Origin of the sequence: Alloacidobacterium dinghuense (genome assembly GCF_014274465.1) — a bacterium.
GTDB classification, from domain to species: Bacteria; Acidobacteriota; Terriglobia; order Terriglobales; family Acidobacteriaceae; genus Alloacidobacterium; species Alloacidobacterium dinghuense.
Genome location: NZ_CP060394.1, coordinates 267,078 through 289,191 on the forward strand (window position 1 = coordinate 267,078; position 22,114 = coordinate 289,191).

23 protein-coding genes are annotated in these 22,114 nt (G+C 56.8%); 14 read left to right on the plus strand and 9 right to left on the minus strand.

Annotated elements, in window-relative coordinates:
• Window positions 1-26 precede the first annotated feature (26 nt).
• From meaB to H7849_RS01085, 8 genes are all read left to right on the plus strand, one after another.
• Window positions 27-1,004, plus strand: a complete 978-nt coding sequence (gene meaB, locus H7849_RS01050) for a methylmalonyl Co-A mutase-associated GTPase MeaB (RefSeq protein WP_186743594.1) — start codon at window positions 27-29, stop codon at window positions 1,002-1,004.
• Window positions 1,005-1,114: 110 nt separating this feature from the next.
• Window positions 1,115-1,522, plus strand: a complete 408-nt coding sequence (gene mce / locus H7849_RS01055) for a methylmalonyl-CoA epimerase (RefSeq protein WP_186743595.1) — start codon at window positions 1,115-1,117, stop codon at window positions 1,520-1,522.
• Window positions 1,523-2,185 carry a tRNA (adenosine(37)-N6)-threonylcarbamoyltransferase complex dimerization subunit type 1 TsaB gene (gene tsaB, locus H7849_RS01060; protein WP_186743596.1) on the plus strand — a complete coding sequence of 221 codons (663 nt, stop codon included), beginning with the start codon at window positions 1,523-1,525 and terminating at the stop codon, window positions 2,183-2,185.
• Entirely contained in the window at window positions 2,182-2,661 is a 480-nt protein-coding gene (gene rimI, locus H7849_RS01065; protein WP_186743597.1) for a ribosomal protein S18-alanine N-acetyltransferase, read from the plus strand. Before tsaB ends, rimI begins: the two co-directional genes overlap by 4 nt.
• A gap of 79 nt (window positions 2,662-2,740) precedes the next feature.
• Window positions 2,741-2,956 (plus strand): HP1242/YdcH family protein, encoded by a 216-nt coding sequence (locus H7849_RS01070; protein WP_186743598.1) that lies wholly within the window; start codon window positions 2,741-2,743, stop codon window positions 2,954-2,956.
• A 134-nt stretch (window positions 2,957-3,090) separates the two neighbouring features.
• Entirely contained in the window at window positions 3,091-3,759 is a 669-nt protein-coding gene (locus H7849_RS01075; protein ID WP_186747069.1) for a phosphatidylserine decarboxylase family protein, read from the plus strand.
• A 29-nt stretch (window positions 3,760-3,788) separates the two neighbouring features.
• A complete protein-coding gene (pssA, locus tag H7849_RS01080) occupies window positions 3,789-4,589 on the plus strand; it encodes a CDP-diacylglycerol--serine O-phosphatidyltransferase (protein WP_186747071.1) in 801 nt (266 codons plus the stop codon).
• A complete protein-coding gene (locus H7849_RS01085) occupies window positions 4,589-5,647 on the plus strand; it encodes an Asd/ArgC dimerization domain-containing protein (RefSeq protein ID WP_186743599.1) in 1,059 nt (352 codons plus the stop codon). The genes pssA and H7849_RS01085 overlap by 1 nt, the downstream gene beginning before the upstream one ends.
• A gap of 1,204 nt (window positions 5,648-6,851) precedes the next feature.
• On the opposite strand, the gene H7849_RS01090 is transcribed toward H7849_RS01085, so the two are convergent.
• On the minus strand, window positions 6,852-7,211 hold the full coding sequence (locus H7849_RS01090; RefSeq protein ID WP_186743600.1) for a hypothetical protein: 360 nt from the start codon (window positions 7,209-7,211) through the stop codon (window positions 6,852-6,854).
• Between the two features lie 319 nt (window positions 7,212-7,530).
• On the opposite strand from H7849_RS01090, the gene H7849_RS01095 reads away from it, so the two are divergent.
• Complete coding sequence (locus H7849_RS01095; RefSeq protein ID WP_186743601.1) at window positions 7,531-8,142, plus strand: hypothetical protein; 612 nt, start codon at window positions 7,531-7,533, stop codon at window positions 8,140-8,142.
• Between the two features lie 88 nt (window positions 8,143-8,230).
• Window positions 8,231-8,716, plus strand: a complete 486-nt coding sequence (locus H7849_RS01100) for a DUF2569 family protein (RefSeq protein WP_186743602.1) — start codon at window positions 8,231-8,233, stop codon at window positions 8,714-8,716.
• 86 nt (window positions 8,717-8,802) lie between these two features.
• Here the strand turns inward: H7849_RS01100 and H7849_RS01105 are convergent, their stop codons facing one another.
• The 4 genes from H7849_RS01105 to purH all read right to left on the minus strand — a co-directional run bounded on the left by H7849_RS01105 (window position 8,803) and on the right by purH (window position 14,650).
• On the minus strand, window positions 8,803-10,002 hold the full coding sequence (locus tag H7849_RS01105) for a deoxyguanosinetriphosphate triphosphohydrolase family protein (protein ID WP_186743603.1): 1,200 nt from the start codon (window positions 10,000-10,002) through the stop codon (window positions 8,803-8,805).
• A gap of 5 nt (window positions 10,003-10,007) precedes the next feature.
• Entirely contained in the window at window positions 10,008-12,143 is a 2,136-nt protein-coding gene (locus H7849_RS01110; protein ID WP_251106525.1) for a tetratricopeptide repeat protein, read from the minus strand.
• 423 nt (window positions 12,144-12,566) lie between these two features.
• Window positions 12,567-12,824, minus strand: a complete 258-nt coding sequence (locus tag H7849_RS01115; protein WP_186743604.1) for a hypothetical protein — start codon at window positions 12,822-12,824, stop codon at window positions 12,567-12,569.
• Between the two features lie 242 nt (window positions 12,825-13,066).
• Window positions 13,067-14,650 (minus strand): bifunctional phosphoribosylaminoimidazolecarboxamide formyltransferase/IMP cyclohydrolase, encoded by a 1,584-nt coding sequence (purH, locus tag H7849_RS01120; protein ID WP_186743605.1) that lies wholly within the window; start codon window positions 14,648-14,650, stop codon window positions 13,067-13,069.
• Window positions 14,651-14,794: 144 nt separating this feature from the next.
• Between purH and H7849_RS01125 the strand changes: the two genes are divergently transcribed.
• A complete protein-coding gene (locus H7849_RS01125) occupies window positions 14,795-15,211 on the plus strand; it encodes an ester cyclase (protein WP_186743606.1) in 417 nt (138 codons plus the stop codon).
• A gap of 19 nt (window positions 15,212-15,230) precedes the next feature.
• On the opposite strand, the gene H7849_RS01130 is transcribed toward H7849_RS01125, so the two are convergent.
• Together H7849_RS01130 and H7849_RS01135 are read right to left on the minus strand one after the other, a co-directional pair.
• Window positions 15,231-16,109 (minus strand): hypothetical protein, encoded by an 879-nt coding sequence (locus H7849_RS01130; RefSeq protein WP_186743607.1) that lies wholly within the window; start codon window positions 16,107-16,109, stop codon window positions 15,231-15,233.
• Between the two features lie 90 nt (window positions 16,110-16,199).
• Complete coding sequence (locus H7849_RS01135; RefSeq protein ID WP_186743608.1) at window positions 16,200-17,897, minus strand: S53 family peptidase; 1,698 nt, start codon at window positions 17,895-17,897, stop codon at window positions 16,200-16,202.
• Window positions 17,898-18,231: 334 nt separating this feature from the next.
• Here H7849_RS01135 and H7849_RS01140 point away from each other — a divergent pair, with 334 nt between their 5' ends.
• Complete coding sequence (locus H7849_RS01140) at window positions 18,232-18,822, plus strand: YceI family protein (protein WP_186743609.1); 591 nt, start codon at window positions 18,232-18,234, stop codon at window positions 18,820-18,822.
• Between the two features lie 15 nt (window positions 18,823-18,837).
• On the opposite strand, the gene H7849_RS01145 is transcribed toward H7849_RS01140, so the two are convergent.
• Window positions 18,838-19,404, minus strand: coding sequence for a methyltransferase family protein (locus H7849_RS01145; RefSeq protein WP_186743610.1), 567 nt, complete (start codon window positions 19,402-19,404; stop codon window positions 18,838-18,840).
• A gap of 116 nt (window positions 19,405-19,520) precedes the next feature.
• Between H7849_RS01145 and H7849_RS01150 the strand changes: the two genes are divergently transcribed.
• Window positions 19,521-20,429 (plus strand): rhomboid family intramembrane serine protease, encoded by a 909-nt coding sequence (locus H7849_RS01150; RefSeq protein ID WP_251106526.1) that lies wholly within the window; start codon window positions 19,521-19,523, stop codon window positions 20,427-20,429.
• A gap of 91 nt (window positions 20,430-20,520) precedes the next feature.
• Here H7849_RS01150 and H7849_RS01155 read toward each other — a convergent pair whose 3' ends face one another.
• Window positions 20,521-20,868: a helix-turn-helix domain-containing protein gene (locus H7849_RS01155; RefSeq protein ID WP_186743611.1), complete on the minus strand. Its 348-nt coding sequence runs from the start codon at window positions 20,866-20,868 to the stop codon at window positions 20,521-20,523.
• 291 nt (window positions 20,869-21,159) lie between these two features.
• Here H7849_RS01155 and H7849_RS01160 point away from each other — a divergent pair, with 291 nt between their 5' ends.
• On the plus strand, window positions 21,160-22,098 hold the full coding sequence (locus H7849_RS01160; RefSeq protein ID WP_186743612.1) for a YihY/virulence factor BrkB family protein: 939 nt from the start codon (window positions 21,160-21,162) through the stop codon (window positions 22,096-22,098).
• The last annotated feature ends 16 nt before the right edge of the window (window positions 22,099-22,114 follow it).

Here is a 22,114-nt window from a genome sequence, read left to right on the forward strand (position 1 = left end):
TGCGCAATTTATGATTGCTTGCGTAGATGAGCAAAACTCTCCCGAGTGTTGAGTCCGATGTAACACAAATGATCGAGCGCCTTCGTTCCGGCGATGTGCGTGCTCTTGCGCGTGCGGTTTCGCTGGTGGAGAACGATGCGCCGTCTGCGACGGAGGTCTTATCGACCTGCTTTCCCTTCAGCGGACGCGCTCTGCGCATCGGCGTTACGGGTGCTCCGGGTGTGGGGAAGAGCACGATCGTGGACAAACTGGCGCGGCATTACCGCGGCGCGGGTGTCACGGTTGGCGTGATCGCAGTGGATCCCACGAGCCCTTTTACTGGCGGCGCGATTCTTGGCGATCGTATTCGCATGCAGGAGAATCTGGGTGATCCGGGATTCTACGTGCGCAGCATGGCGACGCGCGGATCGCTTGGTGGGCTTGCGCGGACGACGGCTGATGTTGCCTCAGTGATTGAAGCCAGCGGCAAGGATGTGATCCTGATTGAGACGGTTGGCGTAGGTCAGGACGAGATCGATATTGTGCGGCTTTCCGACGTCACCATCGTGGTGCTGGTGCCGGGCATGGGCGACGATGTGCAGAGTCTCAAGGCCGGCATCATGGAGATCGCCGATCTGTTCGTTGTGAACAAGGCTGACCGCGAAGGCGCGGATCGCGTGGAAAAAGAGGTACGCGCCATGCAGTCGCTGGCGACAAGTCACGGCGACTGGATTCCGCCAGTGGTGAAGACGATCGCATCGACCGGTGAGGGAATCGATCGATTGACCGACGCGATCGCGCAGATGAAACAATGGTTAGAAGCGGATGGACGATTGGAAGTCCGACGCAGGAAGTACTGGCGTGAACGTATTACAGAGATGATGCGGAATGCATTGATGCGCGAGTTGCGTGAGCATGGGCTAAGTGATGTGGAACTCGATGCGCTGGCAGAGCGCGTCGCCAGCAAGCAGGAGGATCCGTACCGGCTGGTGCCCGAGCTGGTGGCACGGGTAGTAAGGGCGTAGAAGCCAGCATTCGCATCCGAACATAGATAAAAAGCAGATCCTTCCGCTTCCCCTTCACTCCGTTCAGGGTCAGCGTCAGGATGACAATTCCGATAGAGTTAAGAGTTTTTATGACGAAGATCGATCATCTTGGAATTGCGGTGAAGAGCATTGCTGCTGCGCGCGGACTTTACGAGTCGTTGGGGCTGCACATCGTGCAGGAAGAAACGGTTGAGCACGAGAAGGTGCGTGTGGCGATGATTCCCGTCGATGAGAGCCGCATCGAACTGCTCGAGCCGACTGCGGATGACTCGCCTGTGGGAAAGTTCCTTGCGAAACGTGGTGAAGGGCTGCATCATGTGGCGCTGCATGTCGATGACATCTCGGCCACGCTTGAGGCGCTGAAGGCTAAGGGCGCTCGACTTATATCGGATGAAATACAGATTGGCGCAGGCGGTCATCTGTACTTCTTCGTGCATCCGTCGAGCGCTGGAGGCGTGCTGCTTGAAATCTGTCAGGATCCAATCTCGTACGTATAAATGCTGTTAGCAATCGACACATGTGGGAACACGGGAACCATCGCGCTCGCCCTCAGAGAAGGCGAATCTATGATGGTGATAGGAACGGCGGAGCTTGCGGGTAAGACTTATTCCGCCATGCTGGTGCCGCGTCTGCGTGAACTGTTCGAGGCGCATCACGTGGACCGGCAGCACATCGAGGCAATCGTTGTCGTCAATGGGCCGGGCAGTTTTACCGGGGTGCGCGTTGGCTTGAGTGCGGTGAAGGGTCTGGCTGAAGTCTTGGCCACGCCTATTATTGCTGTGTCGCGACTGCAGGTGCTAGCGCACAAGGAACAGAAACGGTTTGCGGCGCTCGATGCCGGCCGGGGAGAGTTCTACTTTCGCGACGACAATCCGGGGGCGCCGAGCGAAGCGCTTCTGACTTTAGGCGAATTGCGTGATGCGGCGCCGGCTGCTTCCGAGTTGGTGGTATGCGAAGAGAAAGTGGCTGCGGCGTTTCCTGAAGCGTGCCTGGTGACTGCGCCTACGGCTACCGATGCGCTGGCTGTTGCGCTGCCTCGGCTACGGGCCGGCGACTTCGACGATCTCGCCTCGCTCGACGGAAACTACCTGCGCCGTTCCGATGCCGAGCTGTTCGCCAGAAAACCCGAAGCGGTCGCGGGAAAGACACAAAGCGCATGAGCTGGATCATTCGCCGTATGACAGCGAATGATATCGACGGAGTGCTCGCGCTTGAACAATCCATTCCTGAGGCCCCGCACTGGAGCCGGATCGATTATGAGCCTTGCGCGGTGGCGGACGAATCCGCGCCGCTGCAGCGTGCCGGATTCGTCGCCGAAGACGGAGGGCGGCTGCTCGGATTTGCTGTCGGGAAGATCATCGCAGGGGTCTGCGAATTGGAATCGATCGCCGTGACTCTGGAAACGCGAAGTCAGGGAATTGGACGAGCGCTTCTTGAGGCTGTGAAAAACTGGGCAGTGGCAAACGAGGCAGTTCGCATGGAGCTCGAAGTGCGCCTCTCAAATGCAAGAGCTGTAAAGCTTTATGAACGAGGCGGACTGTTGCCGGAAGGACGGAGGCAAGCCTACTACCAATCCCCTGAGGAAGACGCGTTACTGATGGGTGCCGCTCTTGCGCGTGGTGGAAAACTTATTTGAAAAACGCATTGCCAGTGTGCCTCCTGGGTGGTAGTTTTTTCGTCTTAGAGAAGTAGTCAGTTTGTAGGAGGTATGTTCCATGGATATGGAAACGTTCGGGTCGCCGAATAGTGAGGAAGTACGTCGTTTGCAAGAGCAGCACCGCCACTATTCGGACAAACTGGAAAGTCTGCTCCAGAAGCCCTACCTTTCAGCCGAGGAACAACTCGAAGAAGTCCGTTTGAAAAAGCTCAAATTGTCAGTAAAAGACGAGATGGAAATGCTGCGTCACGGCGTTCTCCATCACGTAGCGTAATCACTGCCAGCGCGTTCTTACTGTTGCTCCGGCGACAGCGGGCTAAGTGTAGTTACTTTCTGCCGCTATTGCTGAGCTTGTACCCGCGGAACAGGACGAGCAGTAAAAAATTTATAATGAGAGAATTATCTCTCATGGTTCGTGACGGTTATCTCTACGGATTGACCCTGCTCGCGGTTGCGGCAGTGTTGTATTTTCTCACCCAAGGATGGATCTGGCCGCTGATCCCGATCCTTCTGGCTGGGTTCTTTCTCTGGTTCTTCCGCGATCCCAACCGCGCCATTCCGCAAGGCGAAGGGCTGATCGTTTCTCCTGCGGATGGCAAACTGACTGCCATCGAGCGCGTAGTTACACCATCGGGCGAGAGTCTCCGCCTCAGTATTTTTCTGAGTGTTTTCAATGTGCATGTGAACCGCTCGCCGGTTTCCGGCACATTGCGGGACGTCCGCTACCAAAAGGGCGAGTTTCTCAATGCGCTGAATCCTGAGTCGGCGGAAAAGAACGAGCAGAACCTAGTCGTAGTGGACAGCGAGGACGGTCACGAAGTTTCTTTCAAACAGATCGCGGGATTGCTGGCACGGCGCATCGTCTTTAACCCCAAGGCCGGCGACCGCGTGGAACGGGGCGAGCGTATTGGCATGATCAAGTTTGGTTCACGCGTGGACGTTGTGATGCCGGGTTACGCCGAGCTGCGCGTGAAAAAGGGCGACATCGTGAAGGGCGGATCTACCGTGCTGGCGCATATTCCTGATCTTGTTGCGGAGCCGATGCTGGCAGAGTTGGAAGTGGAGACGCTGGTTTGAAGGCGGGGGTGAAGCGGCGCAGGCGCGGCATGTATATCCTGCCGTCCCTGTTTACGGCAGGGAATATTGCTGCCGGATACTTTGCGATTACGCAGAGCCTGCAGGGTTCGGTGCAGGAGCCGCATCATTTTGACTGGGCGGCGCTGGCCATTGGTTTCGCGATTCCGTTTGATGCTCTCGACGGCCGCATTGCCCGCATGACCAACACCACCAGTGAGTTCGGCAGGGAGCTTGATTCTCTGGCGGATGTCATCACTTTTGGCGTGGCGCCCAGCATCCTTGCCTTTACCTGGGGTTTCCGGATGTTGCCCGCCATGGCCGACCCGATTTACCGGCAGAAGGTTGTGCAGCTGGGCGCATTCATCTGCTTTCTCTTTTTGCTCTGCGGTGCTGCGCGTCTTGCCCGCTTCAACATCAGTGCTGATCCGGTGCCGAAGAACCCCGGGCGTCCGGGAAGGAAGTACTTTGTCGGCATGCCGATTCCGGCTGCAGCGGGCGTGATTGTTGCGGTGATTCATTTCTTCCGCGGGATTCCTATTTCCATTAACTGGGTCGCGATCGTCTGGATGGCGCTTGTAGGGTTGATCGGATTTCTCATGGTCAGTACGTGGCGCTTCTGGAGCGGCAAGGAAATTAATCTCTTCAATCGGCATCCCTTTCAGTGGCTGGTGCTGATTGGGCTGGTGCTTTATGCGCTGGTCTTCTTTTCACAATACGTGCTGATTCTCATGGCACTCATGTACATGTTCTCCGGTATTCTGGCGCGAGTGGCGTATTCGTGGCGGCGTGGCCGAAGACTTCTCCCATCTTCAACAGGTCCGACAATCTGATGCCAGATACATACAAGATCGCAATCGTAGGCGCATCCTCTCTGCGCGGTAAAGAGCTGAACGACGCTTTGAGCGAATCGCCGTTCGGTTCCGCAGATTTTCTTTTGATGGACGACGAGGCCACACTGGGCCAGCTGGAATCGGTTGGCGATGAAGTGACTTTCATTCAACGCATCGAGCCGAGTTCCTTCGCCGGCGTGGATTTCGCTTTCTTCGCAGGGAGCCAGGAAGTTACGCGCAAGCACTGGCACAATGCGCAGAAGGCCAGCGCCAGCATCATCGACATGAGCTATGCGCTTGAAAGCGAGCCGAGGGTGCTGGTCCGCGCCCCCTGGGTGCAGGATGAGACACGCGAGGAGGTGAACGGGGAAGCCACGGAATCCGCGCCGGATTTGCAGACGCCCGCGGTGGTGCCGGCGCATCCGGCGGCAGTGGCGCTTGCGCTGCTTTTGCTTCGCGCCAAGGGAGTTGCGGGTGTTCGCTCTGCTTCGGCAACGGTTCTTGAGCCGGCGTCAGAATATGGCCGCGCCTCGATGGACGAGCTGCATCAGCAGACGGTGAGCCTGCTCAGCTTCCAGTCGCTGCCGAAAGAGATGTACGACGCGCAGGTGGCTTTCAACCTGCTGCCTTCGCTTGGCGAGGCGGCCAAGGTGCATCTGGGTGCGAGCGAGGCGCGCATTCGCCGCCACTATGATCTGCTCTCGGCAGGGCATCTTCCTGAGGTCATGATTCAGCTTCTGCACGCGCCCGTCTTCCATGGATATGGCATCTCGCTGGCGCTTACACTCGATGAGCCGGTGAGCCTGGAGCATTTGGAGGCTGCGCTGAGTGGCGAGCACGTGGATGTGGTGCTGGGTGACTCCGATCCGCCGAGCAATCTCAGTTCCGCCGGGCAGGATGACATTCTTGTTCGCGCGCGTACGGCTGATGGCAGCGAATTGGCGACCCGGCGCTTCTGGGTATGGGCAGCGCTCGATAATCTGAAGCTGACTGCGACGAACGCGCTGGCGTGCGCACAGGAATTACGGAAGCTGCGGCCACAGGGCAAGGTGCAGTAGGTTTCAATTCCATTGAATCTGCGTTAACTTGCCTTAACAAAGCCGACGTCGTTAGAGGTGTCAAGGCCCTTCAGCGAAAAGATTTTCTATCCCATTCATTCAAAAGGGCGAAAACTTCGCCAAAATTGGCGTACTATTTCCACCTGAATTGCTAAAATAGAAGTAGAGAGAAAAGCTCGCCGAAACCGGCGGGCTTTTCGTGTTTTTAGGGAGAAGTCATTAACCTTTGCCAAGGGCACGGCTTTAGAGGATGCTGAAAAACCGGCTGTTTGAAGGGGCACGACTTCCAAGCCTGCCCTGAGCGAAGCCGAAGGGTGCCGTAAATGCCGCAAAATGAGCGCGGCTTCAGCCGCCGGGGAAACGCATTTCCCCGATCTTTCAGCTCCTTCAGCCAGAGGAAGACCTACGACTTACCCCTAAACCACCCTCTCTCAAGAATTTACAAGATCACTAGGGGCCATACACAATAACAGAAACAAAGCGCGAAGCGCAGGGTGAAAACACCGGCCTTCATCGGGGTCCCCAGAATGCGCGATGTTCGCATTCTGGGGTGATTGAGACCGGTGAATCAGGCATGAAATCCGAGGGCTTTAGCCCTCGGATTTCCTAAACCCGTCCGCGCGAGAACCGGGGCCCCGGACGCGTGATCTTTGCGTGGCGGGGTGGGAAGCGCGCACCAATGATCCCTAACCATCAACAAAAAGAAGAATTTACAAGTTTACAGGGGGTCCCATGTGCAACGAGTGCCGTAGGGACGGGTGCCCCATCCTGCGTTCTCATGTAGTTCGAGAACGTAGAGCCTGCCCTGAGCTTGCCGAAGGGGTGGGTCTAACCAGACCGCGCGAAAGCGCGCACATTCTAAATCCGTAACGCCAATAAAAAGAGGAATTTACAAAAACACCCCAGGGAGACCCCTTGTACAACGAGTGCCATCACATCTTTACCAGCGGACGCAAATGCCAATCACCCGCACTGCGCGACCAGTCCTTCTGCTACTTTCACAGCAACACCCGCAAGCGCCTCGCACCTGGAAGCCAGTCCTACGAGCCCTACATCGAGCCGAAAGAAACGGCTCTAAACCTGCCGCCACTAGAAGATGCCGACGCCATCCAACTCGGCCCTCTCCGACGTCGTCCTCGCCTTGGCCGCCAACCGCATCGACCCGCGCCGCGCACGGATCATCATCTACGGACTCCAGGTCGCGTCACAAAACCATCGCCACCGCTGTGCCCTCGAAGCCGCAGAAGATGCAAAAGAAGCAGCCTGCCCTGAGCGAAGCCGAAGGGTTCGCGAGACTCACGAGCACGAAGACGGCACTCTCATCGGGCCGGAGATGCAAAGTCCCGACCCCGAAGAAGTCCGCCAGCAGAAGCGCCCCAGCCTCGGCGAAATCCTGCTGCGTGAAGCCGAGGCCCTCAAAGCGCGGCGGGAAGCCGAGCAAAGAGCCGAAGCAGAGCGCAGGGCCCAGCAGGTAGCCGCCGAAGAAGCCAAGCAAACCTCTGAAGCGCCATGCATACCGGGAATAATCGACCTTCAGGCCAGCGCCGATAAGCGGACAGCTCAATGCCGCCAAGCTCCTATAGAAAGAAGAATTTACCCAAAACCATACCGAGGGGGCATAAGCTTAGGGGAAAAGAGTAGCAGGCGCTATCCATCACTTCGACTGCGCTGGAACCCCGCATACTGATCCAAAATGAAGTTGTCCGTCATGCCTTGCGATGTGGTCGGCGACAACCCTGGTCGCGTCGGTGCTGGGAGCCACTCCTCCGTGGACGTTCCGGTGAAATAAGGTCTGGCAATGTCGAGAACAGCCGAGAAAGGTGTAAAATAAATGCCCTTCCCGGTTCAAGAACGAAATTACAAACGAAGGGAGGGGGAGCCTCGTGTACCGGTGGATAAGGAGATACGCAATCGACCTGACCATCGTGTTGCTGGGGGTTACGTCAGCCGACGCTTCCAACCTCCCTGGCCTTGCGCAGAAGTGCGCTCGCGAAAACGAGAATTCCTGCGCCGTGCTGCAAAAGGAATTAGAAAAGTGCAAAAAGGAGTCAGAATGCCTTGCTTCCCTTGCGCTTTTGCCGGATGTCGCTCTGGATCGGATCGCCGCTGACCAGAAGATCGATTCCGGCATTCGCGACAAGGCGACCGCTACGTTAGCGGGTAGAAAACAGGAGCGTGCCGCACGCGAACAGCGACGGAACGGCATTCAAAATCTCAGAAGAGGAATGACGATTGCCGAAGTCGAAGCGGCCATCGGGCCCATCGACGAGAAGTTTCATAAGCTTGTGAATAACGTCGCCTCTCCCGAGGTCCAGCAAGCCGCCCGGGATGGAAGGACGGAAATCCACTGGGTGCTTTCTGACAGGGGATGGAGCCAGAATATAGGCGGCGGAGATCCCCGAAACAGCACTGAATCCTACGAATGCTCTGAATTCACGCTTGTATTTGACTTCGAGGGGAAGTTGAGAGACTTCCAGTACCGAGGTATGCCATAGGTACGGGCCGCATCGGCTTGATTCTGAATCAAGCGAGGAAAACGGAAACCGGCGGCGAATGTCCACTTGAGAAGGGGGATGAAAAAAGATGGGCTCTGCAGATCAAGATGTTCAGACCTCCCATTACGGCTACGGAGGATGGCTCGCCTTCCTCTGTTTCTGTCTGATCTTTTTATCGCCCGCGGTATGGGTTCTGTCACTGCTCGTGTCAGCGTTCGTCAACACGAGAGACTACCCATACCTCCGGTTGGTAACGGTTCTGTTCCTCATTGTCAGCCTAATCTTCGTAGGGGTCGGGATTCTCGCTGGCGTGCATCTGCGAGCAGGCTCAAAATTTGCGGTCAAGTTCACCAAGGGCTTGCTCGTAGCCTGTGTGCTATGGCGGACTCTTGCAGTGGTGATTACAGTGGTCGCTTCCGATGGGTTGCCGAAAGATGCGCCAGGCAACCAGCTCTTCGCCTTTATCGTGGGGACGTGCGTATGCGGTGCATGGTTCGCATATCTCACGCGCTCAAAACGAGTCAAAGCGATGTTCTCAGTTCAGCCGTCAGAGCAACCCTTGAACATGCTCTGACGAATCTACGACGCCTTTTCCCGCCTCGCCCACTCCGTTTCTGTGCGGCAGTCAGACGATGGTTCCCAGGTCGCCAGCGCTTCGTCCTACGGACTCTTTACCGCGATACCCCGGGAGATATGCCCGAGCGAGGCGACCTGGCGTTTTCCATCACTTCGACTGCGCTGGAAAGCTGCGTACTGAGCCAGAATGAAGTTGTCCGTCATGCCTGCAATATAGTCAGCCACCACGCGGGGTGCGCCTTCTTCGATCACGCGAGACGCATAGGTTGCAGGTAATAGCGACGGGTCACTCGTCCACGCCTCGAATAGCTCTGTGATCACACGCGCGGCTTCTTTATGGTCGTGGGTTAGCTCGGCGCAGTTGTAGAGATGGGTGTAAAGATATTGCTTAGCCTCAAGCCGCAGTGTCTCCATCTCCGATGAAAATGCGGCAAGCCGATGGGGGGCGTTGCGAATGCCTTCGAGCGTGGTGGCGTTAGCAGCCTTCACTTGTCGGCAGGTCTCGGCGATCAGATCATCGACCAGCGCGTTCAGCACCCGCTTCAACGCTTCATTGAAGACCAGTTTGGCAGGCGCATCAGGATACTTGGCACCCATCGGCACGAAGAATCGCTCAAATAGCTGTACGTTCCTGCGAATATCTTCAAGGTTCAGGATTTCCGCTTCCATCCCGTCGTCGAGATCAGCCGTAAGGTAAGCAATTTCGTCGGCGAGGTCGATGATCTGTGCTTCCAGCGGTGGGCGCTGGTCGAGTAAGTATTCGCGTAGTTCGGGATGCTCGGCAGCGGAATAGTCGCGTGAGTGCTTGATGATGCCCTCGCGGACTGCCAGCGTCAAGTTCAGGCCGCGAAAGCCTGCATAGCGCAGCTCGAAGTGCTCGACGATGCGCAGGGCATGTAGATTGTGATCGAAGCGCAGCCCATGAGCGCGCAGCGCGTCATCCAGAGCGCGCTCTCCTGCGTGTCCGAAAGGCGGATGCCCGATGTCATGCACGAGCGCAAGCGTCTCAGTCAGGTCTTCGTTGAGGCCAAGCGTGGCGGCGACGGTGCGCGCAATCTGCGCAACTTCCATGGTGTGCGTGAGCCGGCTGCGGAAGTGATCGGAGTAGCGGTGGGTAAAAACTTGTGTTTTACCGGCAAGACGGCGAAAGGCACGTGCGTGAATGATGCGTCCGCGATCGCGCTGGAATGAAGTGCGGTATGGGTGTGTCGGCTCCGGAAAAACGCGCGCCGCAAGCGGATCGCTTGCGGCGTCAGAGACTCTGCAGCCAGCGGGGAGTCGCATGGCTGCTATTGCTTGCTGGTGTCGTTTGCCAATGTGCCCGACGACTCTCTGGCGAGGCGGACGCGGGCGCTGTCGAGTTTCTTCTGGACCTTGCTGACGTCGCCGGGATCAGCATCGGCTGTATCGGTACGGGCATATTGATTGAGCGACTGCTCCCACTGCGCGGCTGCCAGTTTCAGGCGGTTGGTCTTTTCGTACAACTCGCCGAGATGATCGTGAACCGTAGGATCTGTGGTGTTGCGCGCTACAGCCTTCGTCAGATTCTCTTCCGCGGGCGTGTACTGACCAAGCTTGTAGTAAGCCCAGCCCAGCGAATCGAGATAGGCATAATTTTGCGGATCAAGCTCGACCGCCTTTTTGATCATCGTGAGCGCTTCGTTCAGACGCACTCCGCGGTCGGCCAGCATGTAGCCCAGATAGTTGAGTGTGAGCGCGTTGTTGGGATCGACGGCAAGCAGCTTGCGGAACTGCGCTTCCGCCTCATCGAAATGCTTTTGCCGCTCTTCGAGAGCGCCGCGCAGGAAGTAGGTGTAGACCTTGTCTTCCGGCTTGCTGGAAAGTGCATCGGCCTTATCGATGGCTTCGCCGGCTTCCTTCCACTTCTTCAGCCGCGTGTACATCTCGGCGAGTCTCAGCTCAACGGTGCGGTCATCGGCGGGTGAGCCATTGAGCATGCTCCTGGCCATCTCGATGCCTTCGTCGGCTTTGCCTGTGTCGGCAACTTGGCTGGCCAGCATCAGCTTGGCATCGCGGTTTGCGTCTTTGTCCTTGGCGGTTTTCGTAACGGCGTCACGTGCGGCTGCCGTGGCCTTGTCGTATTCGTGACCATCGCGATACGCGTCGACAATGTTCTGGTAACCGCGCAGCGTGTAATCGCCGCCGAGGTCGGCAATCTTTTGATAGGCTCCGACTGCCTGATCAGTCTTGCCTTGTTCGCGGTAAAGATTTGCCAGCCGTTCCAGGAAGATGGCGCGATTGTTCTTCTCGCTGTCAGTGTACTGTCCGGTCACATGCTCGGAATCGGTGACCAGCTTTTCGAGGATTTGCGTGGCCTGATCGTATTGTCCGAGCGCGTCATAGGTCAGGGCTTCGTTGAAGTTGATCTCCAGCGAATCGGAGACGAGGTCCTTGGCCTTTTTCAAAGTGGCCAGGGCATCGTCATACTTTCCCTGGCGGCGCTCGATCTCGGCAATGCGCAGCAGCGATTGCGGATCGCTGGTATCGCCCGCAGCTACGTCCTTAAAGGACTTCAGCGCGGCGTCCTCCTGGCCTTCGGTCAGCTGCGCCTGGGCGAGCGCCCGCTCGATATCGAGGTTGTCCGACTCCAGATCGAAGGCCTTCTGGTAGGCAATCAGGGCGTTTTTCGAGTCTTTGGCCTGATCGTATGTCTGGCCGAGCGCGTAGAGAGTCTTTGATGTCTGATCGTCATCGGGCAGCGCGGTCAGAACCTGAATCGCGCGCTTGTAATCGCCCTGTTCGCTGTAGAGCCCGGCAACGTTGAGGACCACGTCCTCTGAATCCGGATCAAGTTTCTGAGCAGCCTTGAATTGTTCTTCGGCATGCGTGGAATCGTGATTCAGCGTATATAAGCGGCCCAGCAGCAGACGGTTTTCCGTGCTGTTCGGTTCCAGTTCTACAATCTTGACGTACTCATCGGTGGCCAGCTTCAGCATCTGGTCAGAAGGCCCGCCATTCTGCATATTGCCCAGCGAACGCAGATAGATGCGGCCCAGCAGCTTGTGCGCGTCCAGATTGTTCGGGTCTTTCTTGATCTCCTCCTGCACGGCGGCGATGGCGTCGCGCACGCGGCCGGTCTGGAAATAAAGCTCCGCGAGATGCGAGTTTAGATAGGGTGACTCGGGGTCGGCATTGAGCGCGAGTTTGTATTCCTCAATGGCTCGCGTTGCGTAGTCCGGGCGGCCATAGGTCGTGGCCATCTCCTCGTAGCTATGCGCAAGCGCGTAGTGGTAGTAAGCGGACGAGCGGTCGGTAGGCTGGGCTCCCTTATCGTCGGTCGCTCCCGGAGCAGGCGTTTTGCTCTGTGCGTAGGTCTGCTGGCAGCAGACAGTGGCAAGGGCCAATGTAGCCACAACGAGGAGTCGATTACTGTAAACGAAAGGAACCTTGCGAGATGTTTTCAAGGAAAACCCCTGCCAGAGGCGTTGGAGCAATGGGCAGCCGCGCTCATGCAACTCGGCCTGAAATATATCGAAGCCGCCCCTGATAGCGGGGGCGGCGTCTTACTGTTCTTAAGACGATTGTAAACCGGAATCGGCTGCAAAAGGCAGAGAATACGCTCGTTTGGATGGGGTAGTCTTCGTCCAGAGTTACCCATCTCAGAGAGAAGGTTATTCGTCACCGCAAAGCGCCTATGGTTGCAATGAAATAGCGGCGCAAAGGCGCGATTCCCGAAAGTTTTTGATGTCCTGAACTGCGCATTTTTCGTGTACAACCCTCCTGGCCGATCGGGCTGCCAATTCCTTGTGACGTTCCCCCTGCTGCCAGTTCGATACATCCCCGGCTCGCACCGTCACGCAGACTCGCCAGCTCGATCGGCCCAGGAGTCACCTCTCAACAAGAATGGCTGCAATTGTGAGCCGGTACATGTTGATCAGTGTCGCGAACCAGAGGATAAGCAGCGTCGCCGCTAGCCACCAGTACGCTGGCGAAACCGCGTTGACCTGGAGAATGAGGGAGAGTGACAGGGTGATTGCAGATGCTCCGAAGAATGTTGCAAGAAAGCAAATCCAACTGAGAACCAAGGCACGATTTGAAAGCGGCAGTCGACGGGGGACGACTGCCTGACCGACGGACACAGGCATGACTCCTCCTTTGAACGTGCGAGGACCTGGGCCGTACAAATGTGCTTAGTCCTTTTCGGCAGGAGACTAAACCACTCGACCTAATCTCTCGCCGGCACATGGCAAACTGTAGCACCGCTATTGCGCTTAACAATTCACAAGAGGATGTACTTAGGGAGTACTACTGAACGCGCACTAACCCATACGCATAGAGACGCTCCCCGCGAGTGCAGAGTGTTCTGACGATTCCGGGGTGGAAATTTTCAGTGCCGGAAATGGCGCATTCCGGTAAAGACCATGGCGATGCCGAGTCGATTAGCGGCGGCAATCACTTCGTCGTCGCGCACAGAACCACCCGGCTGAATCACTGCGGTTGCGCCCGCGGCAACGACGGTTTCGAGGCCGTCAGGAAATGGGAAGAATGCATCGGAAGCAGCAACACAGCCATCAAGCGGCAATACCGCTTTCATTGCGCCAAACTTCGCCGCATCCACACGGCTCATCTGACCCGCACCCACGCCGATTGTCTGCCCATTACGGGCATACACAATGGCGTTCGACTTCACATGCTTGCAAACGCGCCAGGCGAAAAGCAACGCTGCCAGTTCATCTTCGCTAGGCTTGCGCTCAGTTACGATCTTCAATTCGGAAGCAGTAACGTGGCCCTCATCGGCATTCTGCAACAAGAGACCGCCAGAAACTTGTTTCACCACGTAAGGTGTCCTGGCTGATTTCACTTCTACGAGACGCAGGTTCTTTTTTGCCGCAAAACGCGCGCGCGCGGCTTCCGTGAAAGAAGGCGCAGCGATCGCCTCGACAAAAAGTTTTGCGATTTCTTCGGCAGCCGCTTCGTCCACTTCGCGGTTGATCCCGATGACACCGCCAAAGGCCGAAACCGGATCAGCTGCAAGCGCCTTCTGGTAAGCCTCCAGAATCGTCGTGCCTGTCGCGGCGCCGCAAGGATTGGTGTGCTTGATGATGGCTACTCCCGGACCGTCGAATTCCTGCGCCAGTTCCCAGCATGCGTCCAGATCTACGAGGTTGTTGTAGCTCAGTTCCTTGCCTTGCAATTGCTTGGCGCCTGCAATACCTGTGCTGGAACCGTCGGCATAGAGCGCCGCGTTCTGGTGCGGATTCTCGCCATAGCGCAGGCTGGTCGCCAGCGGATAGTTGATGCGCAGCGCCTCAGGGAAGGCGGCTGTTGCGGGATCGCCGAACTGGACTGGAGCCTCGGCAGGTTCTGGCGACCAGATCTGTTCAAGCGTGTTGGCAATCGCTGTGTCATAGGCAGCGGTTACAGAGAAGGCTTTCTTAGCCAGCCGCCAACGTGTTCCACGCGTGAGCGAACCCTTGTGCGTTGTAAGCTCTTCGGCAAGCGCAGCGTAGTCGCTGGGCGAGGTGACAATCGCAACGTCTTCAAAATTCTTGGCAGCCGAACGCACCATCGATGGACCGCCGATATCGATGTTTTCGATGACCTCGGCAAACTTTGCACCGGGACGCGCGGCTGTTTTCTCAAAGGCATAGAGATTCACGACGACCATATCGATCGGTTCAATGCCTTGTTCCTTTATCGCCGCTACGTGATGCGCGTTCTCGCGGATGTGCAGGATGCCACCATGCACCTTGGGATGAAGGGTCTTGACGCGGCCATCGAGCATCTCGGGAAAGCCCGTCAGCTCAGAGATATCGCGCACGGAAAGGCCAGCCTCGCGCAACGTTTTCGCTGTGCCTCCGGTGGAAACCAGCTCGACCCCATGTTTCGTCAGTTCCTTGGCAAATTCCACCAGGCCGCTCTTATCGGTAACGCTCAAAAGCGCGCGCCGCACCTTCTTGTTGCTGCTCAAACCGTGCTCCTTGAAGTGAAAGGGTGAAAGATGATTGTATGCAGCGCGGCGGGGATTGTCATATCGTGGCTATGTCATCCAGCCCGATTCCAAGACACGGTCTAGATCTGATACAGCTCATCGTTTTGCGAGGAGAAGAGAGTTTTGACAACCGCTGAAAACAAGGCCGTGATCATGAGGTTCGTCGAGGAAGTTATCAATCAGGGGCGGTTGGAGCAGGCGGACGTCCTCGTAGGCAACAACTTTGTGGAACTCGACCCTCTTCCCGGTCAACGCCAGGGACGGGAGGGTTTGAAGGAAATCATCGGCTCTATGCGTGCCGCGTTTCCGGATATCCATTGGGTTCTCGAAGAAATGGTGGCCGAGGGGGATACGGTGGTCAGCCGCTTCATCTGGACCGGCACGCATCGAGGGGAATTTCTCGGCATTCCTGCAACCGGCAAGGCGGTGAGCGTCAAAGGCGTGGTCATCGATCGCATCGAGGCGGGGATGATGGCTGAAAGCCGGATATTGATGGACAGCCTGAGTCTGATGCAGCAGTTAGGTGTTGTGCCCGTCTGACAGCAAACAGCAAGCGCACTCAAGGCGTATCAGCGACCGGCGGAAGAGATGCCAGCAAGGTCCCCAGGTCACGTTTGAGATAGGAGATTCTGGCGCGAACATCCTGCAACATAGCCGCCCGGTCTTCATAGTCGTCGATGCTGAGTTTCAGTTGCTGCGCTGGCTGGCTGGTGAGGTAATCGATCTCTTTGCTATTGAGCGAGTCAATGCGTCTGATCTGAACCCACGTCTGCAACAAGTTCTGTTTGCGCGTGACCCCGGCAGGCAGGTTGGGAGAACCCTCGTTCAGGAAATTCCATACGATCGGCGGGTAGGTGCTGTTCGGCAAAATAGGCCGATCAAAAAATTCAGCCAGCATGTTCGCGGGGAATTCGAAGCTCATAGTCTCGCCGTTTCGCGCGTGGATTCCGATGAGAGCGAACCCCGTAGAGAAGGCGCCGGCTGCAATGCCAACCGCGTTCGATGGTTTGCTCAAGTTATCTGAGAGCCCGAGACCGGAGCTTACTGTACTGACGGAGCCACCGACCAGCGAGCTGAGCAGATTGGCGCGGACGACGGTGCGATCTCTGCGATCCGAGAGGTAGCCGCGCACCTCATTGCACGTCGCTATTTCGTTGTCGATCTGCGCGATGGTAGCGTCCACCTGCAGAGAGGCAGCCATTACCTGCTCGGAGATGTATTGGTGCAGCCAGAGAATCTGCCAGCGGTCTGCCTGCGCAGTGCTGCCGGAGAGCTTCTGCAGTTGATCAATTTCAGCCGAGACCCCGATGAGTTGCGCCGTGGTTTCTAAAGCGTGTCTCTGCGCTTGTACGGATGGAGAGACTTGCGCAGAGATGGGCAACGAAATGGCAACGAATGCAGGCACTATCAAGCTGCGAGCCAGTTTCATGCCGATCATGATGACACGGTCTGCTTCCTTTTCCCGAAAAAGTAAGGCCCGACTCGAAAGCCGGGCCTGTATGGTTTGGCGTTGCTCGAATCTGCATTTCTAGGGAGCAAGGGAGTTAATCAATCCAGCTTTCGGGCTGCCCCATCCAGTCACCAGATCATAGCCGGTGACAGCGGAATAGCTGCCCGACTTGCCGCTGGTGATGTCGTGAAAGTCCGTGCTGTAGCTGGATCCCACGTTCTGCGAGTAGATGGTTGGATTGATGAAGCCAACGTGTCCGCCCAACTGTTGATTCACCAGAGCAATGAAACCGGCCCACATGGGAGCGGCAAAGCTGGTGCCTCCATACTGGTTCGCGAGGCAGCTGGTCTGGTCGGCGCAGGTGTAGAAGGTGAAATTGGCGTTCGCGGAGACATCCGGACCGTTGCGAAGGGTCGTCGAGCCTTTGTTGCTGGAGTTGATCACGCCAGAGATCTTCTGCCACGAAGGGATTGCGATCCTGTCGGGCGAGATGCCGCCACCGCTATCGACCCACGCAGTCTCCGATTTCCAGGGGCCGCCTGCACTGGCGGTCGTCAAATCCGTGCCGCCGACGGAGACAATATTGGCATCGTCGGCCGGCCATGCTTCGTTTCTCCGCGACCAGGTGGAATTGTCACCGGATGCGGCAAAGAAGGTCTGGCCCTGAGCCGCCATCTTTTTGAAGTAGGGGTCAAGCGTGCTCGGATCCGCTGGTGTCCATCCCCACGAACAGCCGATGGTCGTGGGCAGTGGGCTGTGTGTCGTCATGGCGCCGATGATTGCGGTATCGGTGGACCCGATGTACATGACGAGGCTCGATAGCCCCGGAGCCATTCCGAGTGCCTGCGTCATGTCGAGTGTCTGCTCGGTGTCATCGCAGAATCCGTCCGCCGCGTTGTAGGTGCAGGATGTGCTCGTCCCGTCCGTGGAAAGCAGAGTGATGGGCACGCTGTTGGTCTGCTTCGCATTTTTGTAGTAGGTATTCAGGTCGGCCAGGTCCGTGCCCAGATACTCAAACAATCCGAGATTCTGGCCGGCACCTCTAAGCGATGTTCCACCGTAATAGGCCGCACGCATGTCGCTACCCAGGAAAGAAGCAGAAGGACCAGAGCCGGTCGTGGCGTGACTGACCAAAGATTCGGCGCTCACTCCATGAGCTTTGGCGTAGTCGCTTCTCTTCGCCAGCATCGGGTGAGGAAGCGAGAAGCTGTCGAGGCCAGAGACGTGCCATAGCGGAAACGACAGGTTTGTTGTGGGCTCGCGATCCGGGCCATAAAAGAGACGGTTCTCGCTCGGATGTTGATACGTCATTATGCTTACGTGAAAAGCGGTTTCAATCGCAGACACTGGACCTTTGATCAAGACGTCCATGGCATCGCGTGAGCCGCCAATCACGGTAAAGCCGTTCGCTTTTACGTAATGGACCACTGCGTCGTAGTCTGCCTGGCTGGGGCCAAACTTTTCCGTGAATTCAGGAACAGTGAGAAAATGCCGGTACGTTGGGCTGTTCGGGTTGTAGATTTCTTCGAGAAATGCTTCGAGACCTGCTGCATCGCGCAGCGGTAGAACAACGTTCAAGGTCATGACCTGATTCGCGGGCAGCCGTCCGACAGGCGCCGCCACGTTATCGCGAACCACGTCCCGGACATGATGCGTCGATACATATTGCGCCCTGACCGTTGCGGTCAGGCCAAGCGCAATGATGACGATTGCTGATACGATCGAGCACGACTTGCGGACGAACGAAGTCGTACTTCTAAGACATGCTCCATGCATAAACAAAGCTCCTTTGAGGATTTTTGCGAAGACTGGCTCACGCTTTCGGGTGCAGCGGGGCTTATCTGGTTATGGCAAGAATCGAAGAGCGCCCGCACCGAGGTCGTCTGTAACCGAAAGTGTCAGCAACGTTAGCACCGAAAAAGGATTATTGGCAGCCGAATTATTCCTGACAGCAGCATGCTGATGACACGATCGTCACTGACCAGCGTTACTTAGGGACGATGCACCTGGGATAACTTCCTCACCGTTAACTGAATGCCGGCGCGGTAGGCGAGCGACTGTCACTTTAGGCAATTGACAGCAAGGCCGGGAGGATTCACACTCAACCACCATGAAATTAGCGAGATTCGCCATCGTCTGCGTGCTGGCGTCTGCTGTTTTTCCGCTGATCAGTCAAGCACAAGTGCCCGTTTTCGAATTTGACAAGGCTAAAAGCTCGATTGGGTTCGATGTGAAGGCCTCAGTGGAGATAGCTGGCAAATTCGACAAGTGGGACGCCAAGATTACGTTCACATCTGCTGATCCCACGACGGGCGTTTTGGACATCGAGGCCCAGGCGGCGAGCGTGAATACCGGAAGCGGGATGAAGGACGGCAAGCTGAAGGGCAAAGACTTCTTCGACGCCGAACATAATCCGTTGATCAGCTTCAAATCGACAAAAATTGTTCAGACCGGCCCAAACACCTTTGACATACCGGGTACTTTCACAATACGCGGAGTCTCTAAACCCGAGACCCTGTCGCTGACGGTTTCCGGCATCGGAACAGGCCAAGGCGAGGTTAAAGGGATCATGGCCTTTGACCGCAAACAATACGGGATGAACAGCGGAATCCCCTTCATCAAGATCGCCGACCGCGTTGAGGTGGAAGTAGACCTCTGGGGTAAGCGTGTCAGCGGTCCCCCGCTGGACCTGAAGAAATAGCGCTCCTATGGATGATCAGAACACCCCAGGCAGAAGACGCTTGGTCTCCCTGCTGTACGCGACATATTCCTCGCCGAATGCCTCGCGCAGCGCTGTCTCCTCGATATGAATTCGATAGAACAGCGCTAACGTCGTAGGCACAACTGCGAGAACCAGGCTGATCCAGTTGCGCGCGTGCAGCCCGACGGCCAGAAACACCAGCAGCAAGCCAAGGTACGAGGGATGACGCACAAAGCGGTACAGGCCCGTCCGATGAACCTTCTGCGATTCGCGAATTGCCACGTTCGCGCTGAAGGATTTCCCGAGAGTAAAGATGGCCGTCCAGCGAATTGCCAGCCCTGCCATTAGCGCGATCAGAGCTGCCGCTTGCAGCCAATGCGCTCTGCCGAACATGGTCGCCGGGATGGTATACCGGATCCATTCGCATGCTGTAATCGAGGCAACGATCACGATCCATAGGAGCAACATCGATCCGCGGTCGCGGACGTTGCCGCTGCTTCGCCGCGTGCGCGTGACCGCGGCGATAACGACTTCCGAAGCGACCCACATCCAGTACAACCACGTCCATAGCGTCGATATCATCGAGCGTCCTCAAGACTTTTTCCTGTCAAGCCGCGCATACGCAGGCATACCACTTTCGGTGGATGCAGGGCAAAGCGGATTGAGGCAAATTGGGGTAAGGTTATCTTAGGCAATCTATGAGCGAATCGTGGCAGAACAACCGAGGAAACGGTGGGCCGTTCCGTGCGGCGCACGCTGAACCGGAGATTCTGCCTCCCGCGGGAAGCCCTGGAGCCGAAGAACCGCAGCAGACGTATTACTACGAACCTCCGCAACCGCAGCCTATGCCGCAGCCGGAACGACGCAGGCCGCGCTGGGCCTATGCGCCAGCGACGTACGTCCTGGTCGGCATCAACTGCCTTGTTTTTTTGGTCATGGTGTTGGGTGGCGTTTCTCCCGTTGCTCCAACCCCCGAGCAACTTCTGACCTACGGCGCAGACTACGGTCCTTATGTGCTGGTTCTTGGCGAGTGGTGGCGTCTACTCACTGCAACCTTCGTTCATGTCGGTCTCATTCATCTCGCTACGAACATGTGGTGTCTTTGGAACCTGGGCCTGCTGGGCGAGCCGCTGATGGGGCCGTTCGGGATGCTCGCGGCTTATGTCCTGACCGGAATCGGCGGCAACCTCCTGAGCACAGCAATTCATCCCGGGGTACCCGGCGGATCGGGCGGCATCGTGGGCGCCGGAGCTTCGGGCGCGGTCTTCGGTCTTGCAGGCGTTCTGATTGTGCTGCTCAAATCGCCGTTGCTGCCCCTGCCGCAGGCGGAAGTGCAGCGCTTGCGTAAGAGCGTGATCTGGTTTGCCGTGCTGAACTTCGTCATCGGCGCGGGAACCTGGATTGCCCGCACGTCTTTGCAGATCGACAACATGGCGCACCTTGGCGGATTCCTGAGCGGACTGGCCTTCGCCGTGCCTCTTGTTCCGCGCATCGGCGCCAGGCGCGAAATCTTCCTGCGCCGCCGCTGGTTCGCGGTGCTCGGCATGAGCTTTCTGCTGCTGCTGCTGGCCTTCGGAATCCGTTCGTTTTACGTGGGCGGGCGGTAGGGAAAAGGACAAAACCCCACCCCATGCTCCGCAGGCAGGGCATTGACCACGATATCAATCGGGCGGGAGGGAGATCGCCCTTTGGTGAGACTTAGCGCACGGCCGTCGCCGCGAACTTCTTCACCATCGCGAGCAGCAGCTTGCGGTCGCTGTCGTTCAGGTTGGAAGAATAACGGCGTATTTGCGTCAGGAAGCGAAGCTCGTCATCGGAGAGCTTTTGTGTATTCAATTCCCGGCCAAGCGTGTCGTCGGCAAAAAACTGTGAGAGCGGTAAATCCAACGCGCCAGCGATCTTAGAGAGAGTGTCAAGCGAGGGAACGGTGTGTCCGTTTTCCACTCTTGACAGGTAGCAGCGCAGCAGGCCAGTGCGCTTTTCAATATCACCCTGCGACAACCCTTTTTGCAACCGGTAACCCCTAATAGTTATTCCAATTTTCATAATTGTGGTCCTATGTCCACAGTTCCCCTTTTTTAACTGCAAAAGGTGGTTTGTTTTGTTATTGGCTGCATAGTTAACATGCCAAAAGAGCCCGAAGCAAGAACTTTTTTAACTATTTCGTAATAGTCACCCCTGCGGCGAACCACAACAGGTTCACGCAAGAAAAAGGATTTGCCTCGATTCCGAGGTTTTAGCCTGGAACCACCACCCCTGAATCTACATCTCTTCAGATGCAGGTTTCAGGGGCGTATCATGCCCTGCAGGCTGCCGGTGTGCACATAGAACGCGAAGATGGCAAGGTCTCTGAAATATCCATCTCTGGCAAGTCACCATGACATCCACGGGGCTCCGCACATGATCGCCACGGAAAAACTGCGAGGTGAAGTCGAACGCACCTGTCGGTCGACAGGCAGCTTCATTCTTCTCGTCTATCGTGAACTGATTCGCACGCGTGTCTTTACCGCAGGTGCCGGGCTTGCCTTCTACTTCACTTTTTCGCTGGTGCCGCTGCTCATCGTTTTTGCGTCCCTCCTCTGGTATCTGCCCGTCACGACCATGGTGAGCCAGTTGCTTGCGGTCCTCGCAGCTTTGATCCCGCAGGAATCGATGCAGCTCGTGCAGACGATGATCCTAAGTGTGCTTGGGCCGGGCCACGCCAAGGTGCTTTCCTTTGGAATCTTCGGTTATCTGTGGGCTGCGACTGGAGGATTTTCTGGGCTCATCGAGGCTCTTGATATCGCCTATGACGTAACGAACTGCCGCTCCTGGTGGCGCGAGCGCCTGCAGGCGCTGCTGCTGACATTTACCGTCGGCGGCCTTGCATTGCTTTCGCTACTCGCACTTGTCGTCGGCCCTGAGTTCGGCCACTTCCTGAGAATATTTTTCTCCGTGCCTGAAACCTATGCTCACATATGGCCGGTGCTGCGATGGATCTTTACCATCGTTACCTTCGTCGCCGGAGTTGAGCTCGTCTATTGGCTGGGTCCACATGCGCGCCACAGCTTCTGGTCCACGCTCCCTGGGGCTGCTGTTGCCGTGGCAATGTGGTTTCTTGGTTCGTTCGGCCTCAGCTTTTACCTGGGCCATCTATCGAACTACAACAAGACATATGGCTCGCTCGGGGCGGTCGCCGGATTCATGCTGTGGCTCTATATCAGCTCCTTGGCCGTGCTTATCGGAGCCGAATTCAATGCTGAGCTAGTAAAGAGAAGAAGAGCAAGACAATCGTAGCTGCGAAAGGCGTAGT

Bases quoted from the DNA above. Each gene is read 5' to 3' on its own strand.
- meaB (WP_186743594.1), top strand. From the start codon at position 27: ATGAGCAAAACTCTCCCGAGTGTTGAGTCCGATGTAACACAAATGATC.
- mce (WP_186743595.1), top strand. From the start codon at position 1,115: ATGACGAAGATCGATCATCTTGGAATTGCGGTGAAGAGCATTGCTGCT.
- tsaB (WP_186743596.1), top strand. From the start codon at position 1,523: ATGCTGTTAGCAATCGACACATGTGGGAACACGGGAACCATCGCGCTC.
- rimI (WP_186743597.1), top strand. From the start codon at position 2,182: ATGAGCTGGATCATTCGCCGTATGACAGCGAATGATATCGACGGAGTG.
- H7849_RS01070 (WP_186743598.1), top strand. From the start codon at position 2,741: ATGGATATGGAAACGTTCGGGTCGCCGAATAGTGAGGAAGTACGTCGT.
- H7849_RS01075 (WP_186747069.1), top strand. From the start codon at position 3,091: ATGGTTCGTGACGGTTATCTCTACGGATTGACCCTGCTCGCGGTTGCG.
- pssA (WP_186747071.1), top strand. From the start codon at position 3,789: ATGTATATCCTGCCGTCCCTGTTTACGGCAGGGAATATTGCTGCCGGA.
- H7849_RS01085 (WP_186743599.1), top strand. From the start codon at position 4,589: ATGCCAGATACATACAAGATCGCAATCGTAGGCGCATCCTCTCTGCGC.
- H7849_RS01100 (WP_186743602.1), top strand. From the start codon at position 8,231: ATGGGCTCTGCAGATCAAGATGTTCAGACCTCCCATTACGGCTACGGA.
- H7849_RS01105 (WP_186743603.1), bottom strand. From the start codon at position 10,002: ATGCGACTCCCCGCTGGCTGCAGAGTCTCTGACGCCGCAAGCGATCCG.
- H7849_RS01115 (WP_186743604.1), bottom strand. From the start codon at position 12,824: ATGCCTGTGTCCGTCGGTCAGGCAGTCGTCCCCCGTCGACTGCCGCTT.
- H7849_RS01130 (WP_186743607.1), bottom strand. From the start codon at position 16,109: ATGATCGGCATGAAACTGGCTCGCAGCTTGATAGTGCCTGCATTCGTT.
- H7849_RS01135 (WP_186743608.1), bottom strand. From the start codon at position 17,897: ATGCATGGAGCATGTCTTAGAAGTACGACTTCGTTCGTCCGCAAGTCG.
- H7849_RS01140 (WP_186743609.1), top strand. From the start codon at position 18,232: ATGAAATTAGCGAGATTCGCCATCGTCTGCGTGCTGGCGTCTGCTGTT.
- H7849_RS01145 (WP_186743610.1), bottom strand. From the start codon at position 19,404: ATGATATCGACGCTATGGACGTGGTTGTACTGGATGTGGGTCGCTTCG.
- H7849_RS01150 (WP_251106526.1), top strand. From the start codon at position 19,521: ATGAGCGAATCGTGGCAGAACAACCGAGGAAACGGTGGGCCGTTCCGT.
- H7849_RS01155 (WP_186743611.1), bottom strand. From the start codon at position 20,868: ATGAAAATTGGAATAACTATTAGGGGTTACCGGTTGCAAAAAGGGTTG.
- H7849_RS01160 (WP_186743612.1), top strand. From the start codon at position 21,160: ATGGCAAGGTCTCTGAAATATCCATCTCTGGCAAGTCACCATGACATC.